The organism is [Leptolyngbya] sp. PCC 7376 (genome assembly GCF_000316605.1).
Lineage (GTDB): Bacteria > Cyanobacteriota > Cyanobacteriia > Cyanobacteriales > MRBY01 > MRBY01.
The window spans coordinates 2,922,433-2,934,557 of sequence record NC_019683.1; the positions used below are offsets into that span (position 1 = coordinate 2,922,433).

Sequence of the window (12,125 nt, forward strand, 5' to 3'; positions counted from 1 at the left end):
TGGTCATCTGCCATGACCCAATGTCCAAATTAATTGTTTTGCCAACTTTGAGTTTTAAGTGTCATGTCTAAGTTTGACTTTCGCGTTGAAAATAACCCGTCCTACGCCTCATTAATTGTTAAGTTGCCACCGAATCAAACCCTCCTTGTAGAAGCTGGGGCGATGGCAGCGATGGATGCCAATATCGAAATGAAATCAAAAATGCGTGGCGGGCTGATGAAAGGTCTGGGGCGTATGCTCAGTGGTGAATCTTTATTTATCAGTGAATTTACAGCGCAAACAACAACGGCTGAAATCTATCTCTCGCCCGGCGCTCCGGGGGATCTAGCTCACTATGAACTAGATGGCTCAAAAAGTTTGATGGTGCAGTCATCGGGATTTGTTGCTTCTAGTCCTTCGGTGGAGCTGGACACAAAATTTCAAGGATTAAAAGGCTTTTTCTCTGGGGAATCGATCTTCTTTCTACGGGCATCAGGTCAGGGGGATTTTTGGTTTAGTTCCTATGGCGCAATTATTGAGATTCCGGTGGAAGGTGATTATGTGGTTGATACAGGCTATATTGTGGCCTTCGAAGATACGCTCAACTACAACGTGGAAATGATTGGTGGGTTGTCGTTCCGGAGTTTGCGGACAGGTATCCTTGGTGGTGAAGGTCTTGTCTGTCGATTTAGCGGCAAAGGAAAACTTTGGGTGCAATCTCGTAATTTATTCCCATTGATGAACTTCCTTTATCCTTACCGCCCAGTGAAGAGTGATTAATTAGTTCCATTTTTGCAATTTAATCTAATCGATGATTTTTCTCTATTCTTATTTCCTGATTGGGAATGGCTAGGCTGATTCTGAGTAAAATTTAGAGGATCAGCAAAATTACCCAGTTGTAGGGAATCGTATGGCAAAGGGTAAAGAGATGACCTCACTGCTGTTGTCGATTGGCATCATCGGTGGTGTGCTTTTTTTCGGGGCGCAATATGCTCGAAATTTGTTTTCTGATGCGCCGAATGGTGGTGTGTTTGAGGGGGGGCGATCGCAAGATACTTTTGCCGATGTTGACGGTGTGCCGCAGGGTTTGTTTCGTTATGGAGGTAGTACAATTTGGGCGCCGATTCGTGACGAAATTGACGAGGCACTACTGATTGAGAAATCAGGTTTTGACCTAAGTTATATTGACCCTGATGCTGACCCTCCTGGCTCTAGTGCAGGGATTAAAATGCTCCTGGATAATCAGCTGGCTTTTTCGCAGTCTTCGCGCTCTTTAAAACCCGAAGAGTATGAGATAGCAGAGCAGAAAGGGTTCAAATTAAAGGAAATTCCTGTGGCTCTCGATGGGTTGGCGATCGCCGTGCATCCAGATCTTGAAGTTGCTGGTTTGACTGTGGCTCAGTTGAAGGACATTTACCTTGGCAAGATTAAAAATTGGCAGGAAGTTGGCGGCCCAAATGTCGAGATTATTCCCTATACGCGCAATGAAGAAACGGTCGGTACCGTCGATTTTTTTATTGAATCGATTTTAGGTGGTGAAACGTTTGGCGACAATAAAAAATATGTCTCCTCGACAGCGGAAGCTTTGCGATTAGTTTCTGAAAATTTGGGTGGTGTTTACTATGCTTCAGCCCCAGAAGTGGTTCCACAATGTTCCGTTAAAACCTTGGCACTTGGTCAGAGCGAAAGCCAACTGGTCAAGCCCTATAAAGAGCCATTCCAGCCTCTCTCGAATTGTCCTCTCGAACGGAATGTACTCAATAATGAAGCCTTTAAAACAGGTGCTTATCCGATTATGCGATCGCTGTTTGTGATTGTGAAACAAAACGATGGAGTCGAAGAAGAGGCTGGGATGGCATACGCTAATCTTCTATTAACCGAACAAGGCCAGGATTTAATTGAAAAGGCTGGCTTTGTACGAATTCGCTAGACAACAAGTTTCGATAGCAGTTTTTAAATAATATGTCTCAAAAAAACGATACCCTCCCCCTAATTCTGGCTTTGTTCGTCACCCTTGGTATTTTGGGTGCGGGCGCTTGGTTTTTCCTGAAAGGGTCTGATGTTCAAGTCAATATTGGTGATGATGATCCGAATACTGGGCAAGTCGCAAATACAAGTAGCTCCAATCCTTTTAGTCCACCCGGCACCGTCAATCAAGGCACTACAATTCGCGTGTCTGGTTCAACTAGTATGGTCAAAATTAATGAAGCTTTAAAAAATCGCTTTGAACTTCAATACCCAGGCACAACAGTTGCTGCAACGGCTAGTGGCTCCAGTGAAGGGATTAAAGATGTTCTTGCTGGAAATGCTGATGTGGCCGCAGTGTCTCGTCCTCTCAGCGCGCAAGAGTCATCCCAAGGTCTGAAGGCGATTCCTGTCGCAAGTGATGCGATCGCCCTTGTGGTGTCGAAAGAAAATCCTTTCAGTACAGGACTAACCAAAGAACAAGCTCAAGGCATATTTACGGGCTCTATTACTGATTGGTCGGCCATTGGTGGTAGTGCCAGCGGTACTATTCGTGTGATCAATCGTCCTGCAGTCAGTGGTACCCATCAAACCTTTCAGGAACTTGTCCTTGCGGGAGCAGCATTTGGCACAGGTGACAATTTCACCATGATGGAACAAGACGCGACAACACCGATTTTGCAAGCCCTTGGTAGAGATGGCATTAGTTACGCGACCTATGGTCAAATTGCGAATCAGCAAACGGTACGCACAGTCCCCGTTAATGGTGTGACTCCTGAGTCTGATCTTTACCCTTATCTCAGACCGCTATATTACGTGTATAAAGAGCCTGCAACTCCCGCAGCGGAAGCCTTTTTAGGATTTGCGGGGTCTCCTGTCGGTATGGAAGTCATCCAAGCGGCACAATAGTTGGCACAATGGTTCTGGATCTCATGCGACGCTAATGTTTCAGACCACCCGTAATCGGCTTGCTCTTTGGTATACCGCGATCACCGCGATTTTACTCCTGTTATTTGCAACAGGGGTTTATTTCTATGTGCGTTATACCCTTATCGAACGGATTGATGACACGCTGACCCATGTAGTGGAAGTGGTCGAGCGATCGCTGATTATTGAGCCAGATAAGACAGCAGGTTATCACATTAATATCGATGCCAGTTTCCGGCCGCAGGAACCGAGTGTTGAAGATGATCGCATTGATTTAGAGTTATTTAGTCCAACGGGAGATTTGCTGTGGTCTACATTTTCTGAACCATTAGATTTACCTGTGGAGTTCAATTTGCGGGGAGACACGATTCATTTAGGGTCAGATTATCTGCTTCGGCAAATTACCGATCGCCTGGAATTTGAGCATTATATTGTGGGTTATCTACGGGTTAGTCATCCGTGGTTTGAGGTGACGCGTCCGATTCGAAAATTGGTGATTGATCTCAGTCTAGGGATTTCAATCATGATTACCTGCGGGGCGGCAATTGGTTGGTTGCTGTCGGGGATTGCAATGGAACCGGTGAAAGAGTCCTATCAACAACTGCGACAATTTACGGCGGATGCATCCCATGAACTGCGGAACCCTATTGCGATGATCCAGACCAATGTGCAAATGGCGATCGCCTATCCAGATCCAGATGCACGGCAACAAAACCTAAAGGTGATCGAGCGGTTAACGCAACGGTTGGGGCGGTTAGTAAATGATCTGTTGTTTTTGGCGCGGGCGGATAGCGGTGTATTGCAAGTGGATTTTCAGCCGTTACCCCTTGATGCGCTTTTGGTGGAAGTAATCGAAGAACAGCGGGCAGTCTGTGAACAGCAAAATATTGACCTGCAACTAGAAATTCTGGGGGATTCTGAGGCGGAGGAGCCTTTCACAATTTTGGGCGATTGGGATCAGATGGCACAGCTTTTCACGAATCTCATCGGCAATGCGATTGCCTATGCATTTCCGGAGTCGGCTAGCGATAAACAAAAAATGTTGAAGGTGAGTATCGACACCCAACCCAAAGCCAATCGCCCCACCCAAGAACAAGTTATCGTTTCGATTCTCGATAATGGTGTGGGCATTCCCGCCGAGATTTTGCCGAATATTTTTGACCGCTTTTATCGTCCTGACCCCGCCCGCAGTAATCCCGGTGGCAGCAGCACTGGTTCCGGTTTGGGGTTGGCAATTTCTAATGCGATCGCCCAAAGTCACCAAGGACAAATTTCAGTAAAAAGCGATGGGACGGGCACAAAATTTAAAGTGATGTTGCCTTTACCCCAAACATCCGGAGCATGATCAGGGCGATCGCCTCAGTCTCCCGAATTTCCATACCTATAATTAAAACAGAACTACCCAGATAATTTATTGGGCGATCGCCATGCTCCTAGAACTAGAACGAATTCAAGTGCCGCCGGGACAACACATCATCCTCGAAAATGTGAGTTGGCAAGAATTTGAGCGTATCCTCGAAGACTTAGGAGAACGTCGCAGCAGCCGTCTCGCTTATAACCAAGGCATTCTAGAAATCATGACCCCTTTACCAGAACATGAGCATAGCAAAGAAATTATTGGGGATCTGATCAAGGTGTTATTGGAAGAACTCGATATTGAATTTTGCTCTTTAGGATCTACCACATTTAAGAAAGAATCGTTACGAGGATTAGAGCCAGATCAATGTTTTTATATTGCTAATGAAGCCAAAATTCGCGGGAAAGGTCGCATTGACTTGGCCATAGACCCACCACCGGATCTCGCCCTTGAAATTGAAATAACCTCTCGCACTCACCCAGAAATTTATGCGGCGCTCGGTGTCCGAGAACTCTGGCGTTTTGAACATGGCAAGCTACAAATTAATGTGCTCATCAATGGTGAATACCAAGAAGTTGATACTAGTCCCACATTTCCAGAGCTTCCTTTGATTGAGTTAATCCCTCAGTTTCTAGCGGAGAGTAAAGTTGCAGGACGAAATACCGTCATCAAGAAATTTCGCAAATTGGTGGGGGTGGGTTCTCAGTAGGCTGCGGCACTTATTGAAACCCCTTCCGATCTTCGACCACCTTCCCCAAGGAAGGAGCTAGCCAGGCGATAACGGTGGGCGATAGATCCCCGGACTTCTGTGGCTAGACTTTGAGGTTTGTCGCCACGCAATAAAAGAAGTCGGGGATCTGGGTTAAGTCTCATTTTCTTTCTGTCGGAGAAAATCCTCGTAGTAGCTGCGAACCTTATAGGTATTAGGGTGATCTAGGCCAAGACTCTCTTCTAAGATAGCTAAGGCTTTTTGAAATAGAGGTTCCGCTTCTTTATATTTTTCTTGTGCTTGATATAGCCTAGCTAAGTTGTTTGTGTAAGCAGCGAAATCAGGGTGATTAGCTGGTAATGATTCTTTAGCAATTGCCAACGCTTCTTTATAGAGAGGTTCCGCTTCAGCATATTTACCCTGCAATGAGTACGATGCCGCCAAGTTGTTGAGGCTAATTGCTAAAGTTAGATGATTGGCAGGTAATGCTTCTTTTTTAATCGCCAGCACTTCTTGGTGGAGAGATTCTGCTTCAGCATATTTCTCTTGTGAGTGGTATAGGTTAGCCAAGTTGTTGAGATGACTAGCTAACTGGGGATGATTTGAGGGTAATGCTTCTTGATCGATCACCAGCGCTTCTTGGTAGAGAGATTCTGCTTCAGAATATTTCTCTTGTAAGTTGCAGAGGTTAGCCAAGTTGTTGAGGTGAATAGCTAACTGGGGATGATTTGCGGGTAATGCTTCTCGGGCGATTACCAGCGCTTCTTGGTAAAGAGGTTCTGCTTTCGCATATTTTCCTTGTGCTCGGTAAAATTCTGCCAGGTTATTGAGAGCAACCGCAATCTCTGGATGATTCTCCGATAAACATGTTTTGGCAAGATCAATATTTTTGAAGGCCCAAAATTCTCCCTTGGCAGAATCAGCAAGTCCCTTATAATAAGTAGCTAATCGAGTACAGGGCGTAACTACATCTTCCGTCGCAAGATTATCAGTCCATTTTTCAGCTACTTGGATAATGTGAGGAATAGAAGGGCGAATTTTGTCATAATCAGCAAGGGGTGCATTGTATTCAATTGTTTCTGCTTCCGTAATGATCGCCTTCACCATTGTCTGACAAGTTTGAGCATTCAGCATGGTTGGGACTTTCTCTCGCAGGTATTCCCAAACTAACGGATGGAACTTATAGCTAATAGCTTCTCTCTCTTCAATTTCGGTTGTTTCCAGCAGACTGTACCGCAACAACTCCCCGCGCCAATCTTCGGCATCGTCTGGCTCCATTTCTCCTAATGCCGCCTCAACCAATCGCCACTCCATCGGCGCACAGGCAAACATACTTAAAAATACGGCGAACTTTCGCACATCAGCTTCGAGAACATCCCAAGTCAACTCAATAGCGGCGCGGACTCCCTCTTCCGCTACCGAATCATCCGTCGGATTTAATGGTTTTGAGTCCAATCCTTTTTTCTTCAAACGTCTCAATACGTCTATCAAGGTTAAGCCCGGATCATTGGCAAGATAGCAACCAACCAAAGTGATCGCTAAGGGCAAACACCCCAATTTTTCATCACAGAGTTTCTTGGCGAGTTCATGATCCCATTGTCGCTCTGATGCCCCGGCCAAAGTTTCGAGTGAAGCCACTGCCTCCGGTAAATCCAAAACCTCTAGATTGTGGGCAGGCACATTACCAAAACGCACCCGACTGGTTAGCAATACCCGCACGCCATTCCCTTGGGGTAGCAAAGATTTAATTGCTCCATAATCCTTTGTCCGATTGAGATTATCGACGATCACCAGAGCGCCAGACTGGATATCCCACTGCGACCAAACTTCGGCCACCTTCGCCTTGATATCTTCCCCTTGCAAGGATAATTTCAACTGTGATCGCCCAAAATTTACAATCTCTTCAGCGATGCCTGCCGCCCCAAAACTCAACCAGGCAATGCCATCTGGATATTCATCTTGGTATTCTGCCGCATAATGTTTCGCCAACTCAGTTTTGCCGATGCCGCCCATCCCTTGAATAGCCGAAATCGATACTCGTTCATTCAACTGCAATAGCTTATGCACAGCCTTTAAATCTTCGTCCCGCCCCACAAAGTAACGAGCATTAAATGGTGGCACATTGTTGGGAGGTCTTAACTTTGTCCGCGCTCCCGACTCGGACGACTGCAGTCAAAAATGAAACGTTGGATTATGGACGACTCCGCCAGACTCAACATTAATGCCTTGAATGGTTTTCGTGATTGACGGTTGTTTCTTGATTAATTCGTTTACTTGCTGTTGGAGGTCTTCGTTCTGAGCCAATAATTTTTGAATCTCAGCCAATAGCTCTTTGACTTCATCATCCGCAGCGATCACCTCTACATCAATTACTGCCTGCTCTGGATCAATTTCCTCACCTGCAGCCAAAGCCCTTCCAGTATCTGAACCCTTGAGTTTTTCCGTTAATAACTTTCGCCCAGCGTCAAAAGTATCTTCCCCAGCCTTCGCCGCAATGCCCGATCCAAAAATACCGAGGACAAGTAATAAGAGTTCCATAGCTTCGCGTTAAACTTGCACATTAACCCCATTATGCAATGGATTGTTTTGATTCCTCCCTTGTTTTTTTAGGTAGGTTAGAGACTATTTTTTCGGTGGAACAACCTATTGAAAGATCCCTCCGCCTTCGGCACCTCCCTTTTAAAGGGAGGCAGTGGGCATCTGAATTTGTTGGGGATTGGGCGGTGAGTTTGCTATGGGATGGAAACAGTTATTTAAAGCTCAAATTCTTGCTCGAAAATGGCGCGAGTCATGGGCTGTTCAACAACTAACCCTTCACCACCCAATAACTCTAGTGGTTGCCCCTCGATCTGAAACCACACTGCGGCATCAGGTTCAATACTAGTCGCTGTATACAAAACCTGCCCCAATCGGCCAATCATCGATGCACTACCGCCGCCAAGCGTGAATTCTTCTGACAGATTAATCACAATGCCATCATCCTGAATTGTGTGGCTAATCACCTTTGTATTTTCTGGTAATGCTGAGGAGCGATCACCTTCCGGTGTAGTTTGCGTTAGCTCAATCATCAATTGATCTAGAGTTTCACCCGCATTCGATTTTGTCGTCATCACTGACTCTGGCACAAGCTCAAGGCGATCGCCATTATCTTCGAGCCAATAAACCCTCGGCTCTTTGGATTCAGCCGTTAAAGTTGGCGTTTCAGAAGGCGTTTCAGTATTATTCGTTGAGTTTTGAGTCGTTTCTTCATCACAACCCACTAAAATTAGCGCGGCGATCGCCACAGCCCAGAGCGCTCCAAACCTTCTTTGAGAAAGTACCATCATTCACCTCACAAAAAATCGACAGTTCTAATTGACCCTTCATTACCAAGACGTTATTTTCCGAAGATTGGATGCCTTCAGAAAATCAGAATTCAATTCGATGGGTTAGGTCAATAAAAAATGAAGGCGATCGCCCCCGAAATTTAAAACTTCATTGCAAAACACCCAGAAGCATTAGCAGTTCAGGAAAATCTCAGTACCCTAAAGACAATAACTCCTTCTTTCTGTAGCAGAAACTTTGTAATGTTCACCATCCGTGCCACTCAGAATACTTTCCTGAAACGCCAACCCATAGCCTCATCCGAGCTACCCAGCGCTTATAAAAAGTATTCACCCAAAGGCACAGAATGGAGCGTTGATAGTTCGAGCCCAGATGTCGATGATCACATCAAAATTGAGCTGGCCTATGGTGCCGGAACTTGGTATGCCTACTCTTTTCACTGGGATGGTTTCCCCCAAACCGTCGCTCCCCAACCCAAATCGCTCCGAACCATTAAGGCTGCCCAAGATACCTACCTAAAACGTGAAATCAGACCTGCTTCCGAACTATCAAATGCTTACAAAAAGCTTTCTAAACAAGGAACAGAATGGAAAATCGAGAGCTATTCCTTAGAAACGGATGACCATATCAAAATTGAACTGGCCTATGGTGCCGGAACTTGGTATGTCTACGCTTTTCACTGGGAAGGCTTCCCCAATATTCAACCTCTCTCTCCTCCTGCCAAACCCACTATGATTACAATCCGCGCTACCCAAGATACCTATCTCAAACGTGAAATCAAACCAGCTTCTGAATTACCCGATGCCTATAAAAAATTGAATAAAAAAGGCACAGAATGGCAAGTCGAAAACTTTACCGAAGAAGCAGGCGACCATATGAAAATCGACCTCGCTTATGGCTCCGGGACTTGGTATCTCTACAAACTCCATTGGGAAGGCTTTCCAGGGAGTGCTTCTGCCGCAGCGGCAAGCTCTGGCTCCACTAGTGGCGGCGGTAGTATCGATGGCGTACCAGTATCGGCCATTGACCTCATCAAAAAATTTGAAGGCATTGAACTCCATGCCTATCCTGATCCCCTTACAGGTGGCGACCCTTGGACAATTGGCTATGGTTCGACCTTCTATGAAAATGGCGCGAAGGTAAAAAAAGGCGACACAATTACCAAAGAACAAGCAGAGCGAGAGCTGATTAATAACTGCAAAAAATCATTCCTGCCACACCTCGCGAAAATCCCTCATTTTAATGAGATGGATGATAATCAAAAGGGTGCCATTCTTTCGTTTGCCTATAATCTCGGTGCTCGTTTCTACGGTGCAAATAACTTTGAAACCATTACCCGCACCCTAAAAAATAAGGATTGGGGCAATATGCGTAAAGCATTAATCCTTTATCGTAATCCCGGCTCGAATGTAGAAGCTGGTTTACTACGTCGCCGGAATGCCGAGGCTGATGTTTGGTTTACCAACGTCAAAGAAAATAAGTAATCTCATCTTGCACAAATCAATTGCTACGCAAAAACCTCCCAGCAATATGGGAGGTTTTTTCTAGGCTATTTATGGGCGATCGCCACCAGACTTGGTTCAACCAAATAAAAAAAAGTCTATGGATTTAGGGATAAAACGCGAGCTGCGGTAAACCCGTGGTTTCCTCTAATCCCATCATAATATTCATACACTGAACAGCCTGTCCCGACTGGCCTTTAAGTAGATTGTCGATTGCTGACATCACAATTACTCGTCCGGTACGATGGTCAACTTCAACGCCGAGGTAACAGAGATTTGTGCCGCAAGCCCATTTCGTTTGGGGATATACGCCATTCGGTAAAATTTCGACGCAGGCAGACGCACGGTAAAACGCTTTATAAATTGTGAGCAAATCATCCCTTACTAAACCCGGATCACGGAGCGTTGCATAAACTGTTGCCAGAATGCCCCGAGGCATTGGGATGAGGTGCGGCGTAAATTGAACGCGAATATCTTGGCTTGCGAGCTTGCTACAGGTTTGCTCGATTTCTGGTGTATGTCTGTGGGAAGCGACACCATAGGCCCCAAGAGACGCATCAGCTTCAGCTAACAGCAAGTTGATTTTGCCCTGTCGTCCACCACCTGATGTGCCAGATTTTGCATCGATAATGGCAGTCTCTGGCTGAATTAATCCCTGTTTAAAGAGAGGGGAGAGTGCAAGCAAACTAGCAGTGACATAGCAGCCGGGGCAGCCCACGAGTGTAGCTTGGCGAATGTCGTCCCGATAAAGTTCGGGTAAACCATAAATGGCGATCGCATTGGTATCTTGATCGGTACGTTCGGTTTTGTACCAAGTTTTATAAGTGTCTAAATTTTCAAAGCGATAGTCAGCGGACAAATCTAGGACTTTGCACCCTTTCGCGACGAGTTCTGGTGCAAACTTACAAGCAAGACCATTAGGCAAACCGAGGAATACAACATCACAGCGCTCGGCAATAACATCAAGGTCAATCGGCTCGATAGTCATATCAATGCGGTGACCAACATGGGGATACAGCTCAGCATAAGGCTTGCCAGCACTGCTATTACCACCCAGATAAACGAGTTCTACATTGGGGTGGTCATGGAGCAAGCGCACTAACTGGACGCCACCATACCCCGATGCTCCAACAATCCCGACTGAAATTTTTGCTGTATTACTCATAAATCCTTGTCATCGCTGAAAGGCTAGCGACGGGCTTGATCCCGTTCCTATTCGCAGCAATTGTACAAGGAAATGAAATCAAGACCACATCTATTTTTTGAGGTGATGTCAATGAACGGCAATGTGTTGTGTTGAGAGGGTTCACCTCTGTTTTTTGCCGCACAATGACATGTTTTTCTCAGAATGATGATTTCATCTCAGTTGAGGAAAAAGGCGATCGCCTAACGGTTTGACTACAGTCTGGGCTAAAGCTAAACACGAAGGGCGATGATTGTCCGAGATTTATGCGGCGTGGCATAAGTGATCATTGTGGAGAACAGCTTCACCTCGGGATGGCAGCCAGACTAGCCATTCCACTTCGGAGTAAGGACACAGTAACAATGCATACTCATCGCTTTCGATATTCGTGAGTTTGACCCAATCACTATCAGGTTGAGCGGGGATGAATTTTGTGTCGAAGGGATGCTCAACGGTTTTCTCTGAGTTGAAGCGCAAATTGGCTTTAGATAGAGTTTGTGCCATTTTCCTACTCTTTTTTGAATAAACAAGATGATTCTTGTATCTAATTATACGAAATTGGCTTTTGTAAGTTGTGGTGTGCTCACATAAGTTTACGCAGTGAAATAGGGTGTTTTTTCTATTTTTGTCGCCGTGATTGTCCTACACACCATAAAAAAATCGCAGGAATAGTGCCGTTCAACGCTTAAATATTAAAGGTGTCTATTGCTTGGGTTTAGTGCAGGGATATGAAGTTACCAGAAGATGGCGATCGCCCCCTCAGTATTAATCTTGTGCCGATGATCGATGTGATTTTTTCGATTTTGGCCTTCTTTATTCTGTCGACTTTGTTTCTTGTCCCTTCTGAAGGATTGGATATTAATCTCCCTGAAGCCTTGCGTACCGAAAGTCAGACTCAAGAAGCCTTGAAGGTAGGTATTAATGCCCAAGGACAAATCCGTTTTCAACAGCAAGACATTGAGTTGGAAAATTTGGTGGAGCTTGTGGAAGCCGAACTCACTGCAGAACAGACTCAAATTATTATTCAAGCAGATGCAGAAGTTGACCATGGCCGGGTGGTTGCCGTGATGGATCAGCTTCGCCAAATTCCAGGTTTACAGTTGGCGATCGCCACGATTCAGCCTGAGTAGTCCGTATTTTTTCCTTGGATTTAAACAAAAGTTAAGATAAACTAAAGAT

At 45.5% G+C, this 12,125-nt stretch carries 12 protein-coding genes; 7 read left to right on the top strand and 5 right to left on the bottom strand.

Features of this window, described 5'->3' with window-relative positions:
- The first annotated feature begins 63 nt into the window (after positions 1–63).
- The 5 genes from LEPTO7376_RS13055 (at position 64) to LEPTO7376_RS13075 (ending at position 4,937) form a co-directional block, all read left to right on the top strand.
- The gene (locus tag LEPTO7376_RS13055) at positions 64–759 is read left to right on the top strand and encodes a TIGR00266 family protein (protein ID WP_015134644.1); all 696 of its coding nucleotides are present in this window, start codon (positions 64–66) and stop codon (positions 757–759) included.
- A 130-nt stretch (positions 760–889) separates the two neighbouring features.
- Entirely contained in the window at positions 890–1,909 is a 1,020-nt protein-coding gene (locus LEPTO7376_RS13060) for a PstS family phosphate ABC transporter substrate-binding protein (protein ID WP_015134645.1), read from the top strand.
- Between the two features lie 32 nt (positions 1,910–1,941).
- Positions 1,942–2,853 (top strand): phosphate ABC transporter substrate-binding protein, encoded by a 912-nt coding sequence (locus LEPTO7376_RS13065; RefSeq protein WP_015134646.1) that lies wholly within the window; start codon positions 1,942–1,944, stop codon positions 2,851–2,853.
- A 34-nt stretch (positions 2,854–2,887) separates the two neighbouring features.
- On the top strand, positions 2,888–4,216 hold the full coding sequence (locus tag LEPTO7376_RS13070; RefSeq protein WP_015134647.1) for a cell wall metabolism sensor histidine kinase WalK: 1,329 nt from the start codon (positions 2,888–2,890) through the stop codon (positions 4,214–4,216).
- 82 nt (positions 4,217–4,298) lie between these two features.
- Complete coding sequence (locus LEPTO7376_RS13075) at positions 4,299–4,937, top strand: Uma2 family endonuclease (protein WP_015134648.1); 639 nt, start codon at positions 4,299–4,301, stop codon at positions 4,935–4,937.
- A 153-nt stretch (positions 4,938–5,090) separates the two neighbouring features.
- Here the strand turns inward: LEPTO7376_RS13075 and LEPTO7376_RS13080 are convergent, their stop codons facing one another.
- The 3 genes from LEPTO7376_RS13080 to LEPTO7376_RS13090 form a co-directional block, all read right to left on the bottom strand.
- Positions 5,091–7,058, bottom strand: a complete 1,968-nt coding sequence (locus LEPTO7376_RS13080) for a tetratricopeptide repeat protein (protein ID WP_015134649.1) — start codon at positions 7,056–7,058, stop codon at positions 5,091–5,093.
- Between the two features lie 51 nt (positions 7,059–7,109).
- Complete coding sequence (locus tag LEPTO7376_RS13085) at positions 7,110–7,475, bottom strand: hypothetical protein (protein WP_015134650.1); 366 nt, start codon at positions 7,473–7,475, stop codon at positions 7,110–7,112.
- A 215-nt stretch (positions 7,476–7,690) separates the two neighbouring features.
- On the bottom strand, positions 7,691–8,263 hold the full coding sequence (locus tag LEPTO7376_RS13090) for a GerMN domain-containing protein (RefSeq protein WP_041763598.1): 573 nt from the start codon (positions 8,261–8,263) through the stop codon (positions 7,691–7,693).
- A gap of 240 nt (positions 8,264–8,503) precedes the next feature.
- On the opposite strand from LEPTO7376_RS13090, the gene LEPTO7376_RS23590 reads away from it, so the two are divergent.
- Positions 8,504–9,745 (top strand): lysozyme, encoded by a 1,242-nt coding sequence (locus LEPTO7376_RS23590; RefSeq protein ID WP_015134652.1) that lies wholly within the window; start codon positions 8,504–8,506, stop codon positions 9,743–9,745.
- A 124-nt stretch (positions 9,746–9,869) separates the two neighbouring features.
- Here LEPTO7376_RS23590 and argC read toward each other — a convergent pair whose 3' ends face one another.
- Together argC and LEPTO7376_RS13105 are read right to left on the bottom strand one after the other, a co-directional pair.
- Positions 9,870–10,928 (bottom strand): N-acetyl-gamma-glutamyl-phosphate reductase, encoded by a 1,059-nt coding sequence (argC, locus tag LEPTO7376_RS13100; protein ID WP_015134653.1) that lies wholly within the window; start codon positions 10,926–10,928, stop codon positions 9,870–9,872.
- A 282-nt stretch (positions 10,929–11,210) separates the two neighbouring features.
- Positions 11,211–11,450 carry a hypothetical protein gene (locus LEPTO7376_RS13105; RefSeq protein WP_015134654.1) on the bottom strand — a complete coding sequence of 80 codons (240 nt, stop codon included), beginning with the start codon at positions 11,448–11,450 and terminating at the stop codon, positions 11,211–11,213.
- Positions 11,451–11,674: 224 nt separating this feature from the next.
- Here LEPTO7376_RS13105 and LEPTO7376_RS13110 point away from each other — a divergent pair, with 224 nt between their 5' ends.
- Entirely contained in the window at positions 11,675–12,076 is a 402-nt protein-coding gene (locus LEPTO7376_RS13110; RefSeq protein ID WP_015134655.1) for a biopolymer transporter ExbD, read from the top strand.
- Positions 12,077–12,125: the final 49 nt, after the last annotated feature.

Excerpts from the sequence above, each read along its gene's own strand:
- LEPTO7376_RS13055 (WP_015134644.1), top strand. The coding sequence starts at position 64 with ATGTCTAAGTTTGACTTTCGCGTTGAAAATAACCCGTCCTACGCCTCA.
- LEPTO7376_RS13060 (WP_015134645.1), top strand. The coding sequence starts at position 890 with ATGGCAAAGGGTAAAGAGATGACCTCACTGCTGTTGTCGATTGGCATC.
- LEPTO7376_RS13065 (WP_015134646.1), top strand. The coding sequence starts at position 1,942 with ATGTCTCAAAAAAACGATACCCTCCCCCTAATTCTGGCTTTGTTCGTC.
- LEPTO7376_RS13070 (WP_015134647.1), top strand. The coding sequence starts at position 2,888 with ATGTTTCAGACCACCCGTAATCGGCTTGCTCTTTGGTATACCGCGATC.
- LEPTO7376_RS13075 (WP_015134648.1), top strand. The coding sequence starts at position 4,299 with ATGCTCCTAGAACTAGAACGAATTCAAGTGCCGCCGGGACAACACATC.
- LEPTO7376_RS13085 (WP_015134650.1), bottom strand. The coding sequence starts at position 7,475 with ATGGAACTCTTATTACTTGTCCTCGGTATTTTTGGATCGGGCATTGCG.
- LEPTO7376_RS13090 (WP_041763598.1), bottom strand. The coding sequence starts at position 8,263 with ATGATGGTACTTTCTCAAAGAAGGTTTGGAGCGCTCTGGGCTGTGGCG.
- LEPTO7376_RS23590 (WP_015134652.1), top strand. The coding sequence starts at position 8,504 with ATGTTCACCATCCGTGCCACTCAGAATACTTTCCTGAAACGCCAACCC.
- argC (WP_015134653.1), bottom strand. The coding sequence starts at position 10,928 with ATGAGTAATACAGCAAAAATTTCAGTCGGGATTGTTGGAGCATCGGGG.
- LEPTO7376_RS13105 (WP_015134654.1), bottom strand. The coding sequence starts at position 11,450 with ATGGCACAAACTCTATCTAAAGCCAATTTGCGCTTCAACTCAGAGAAA.
- LEPTO7376_RS13110 (WP_015134655.1), top strand. The coding sequence starts at position 11,675 with ATGAAGTTACCAGAAGATGGCGATCGCCCCCTCAGTATTAATCTTGTG.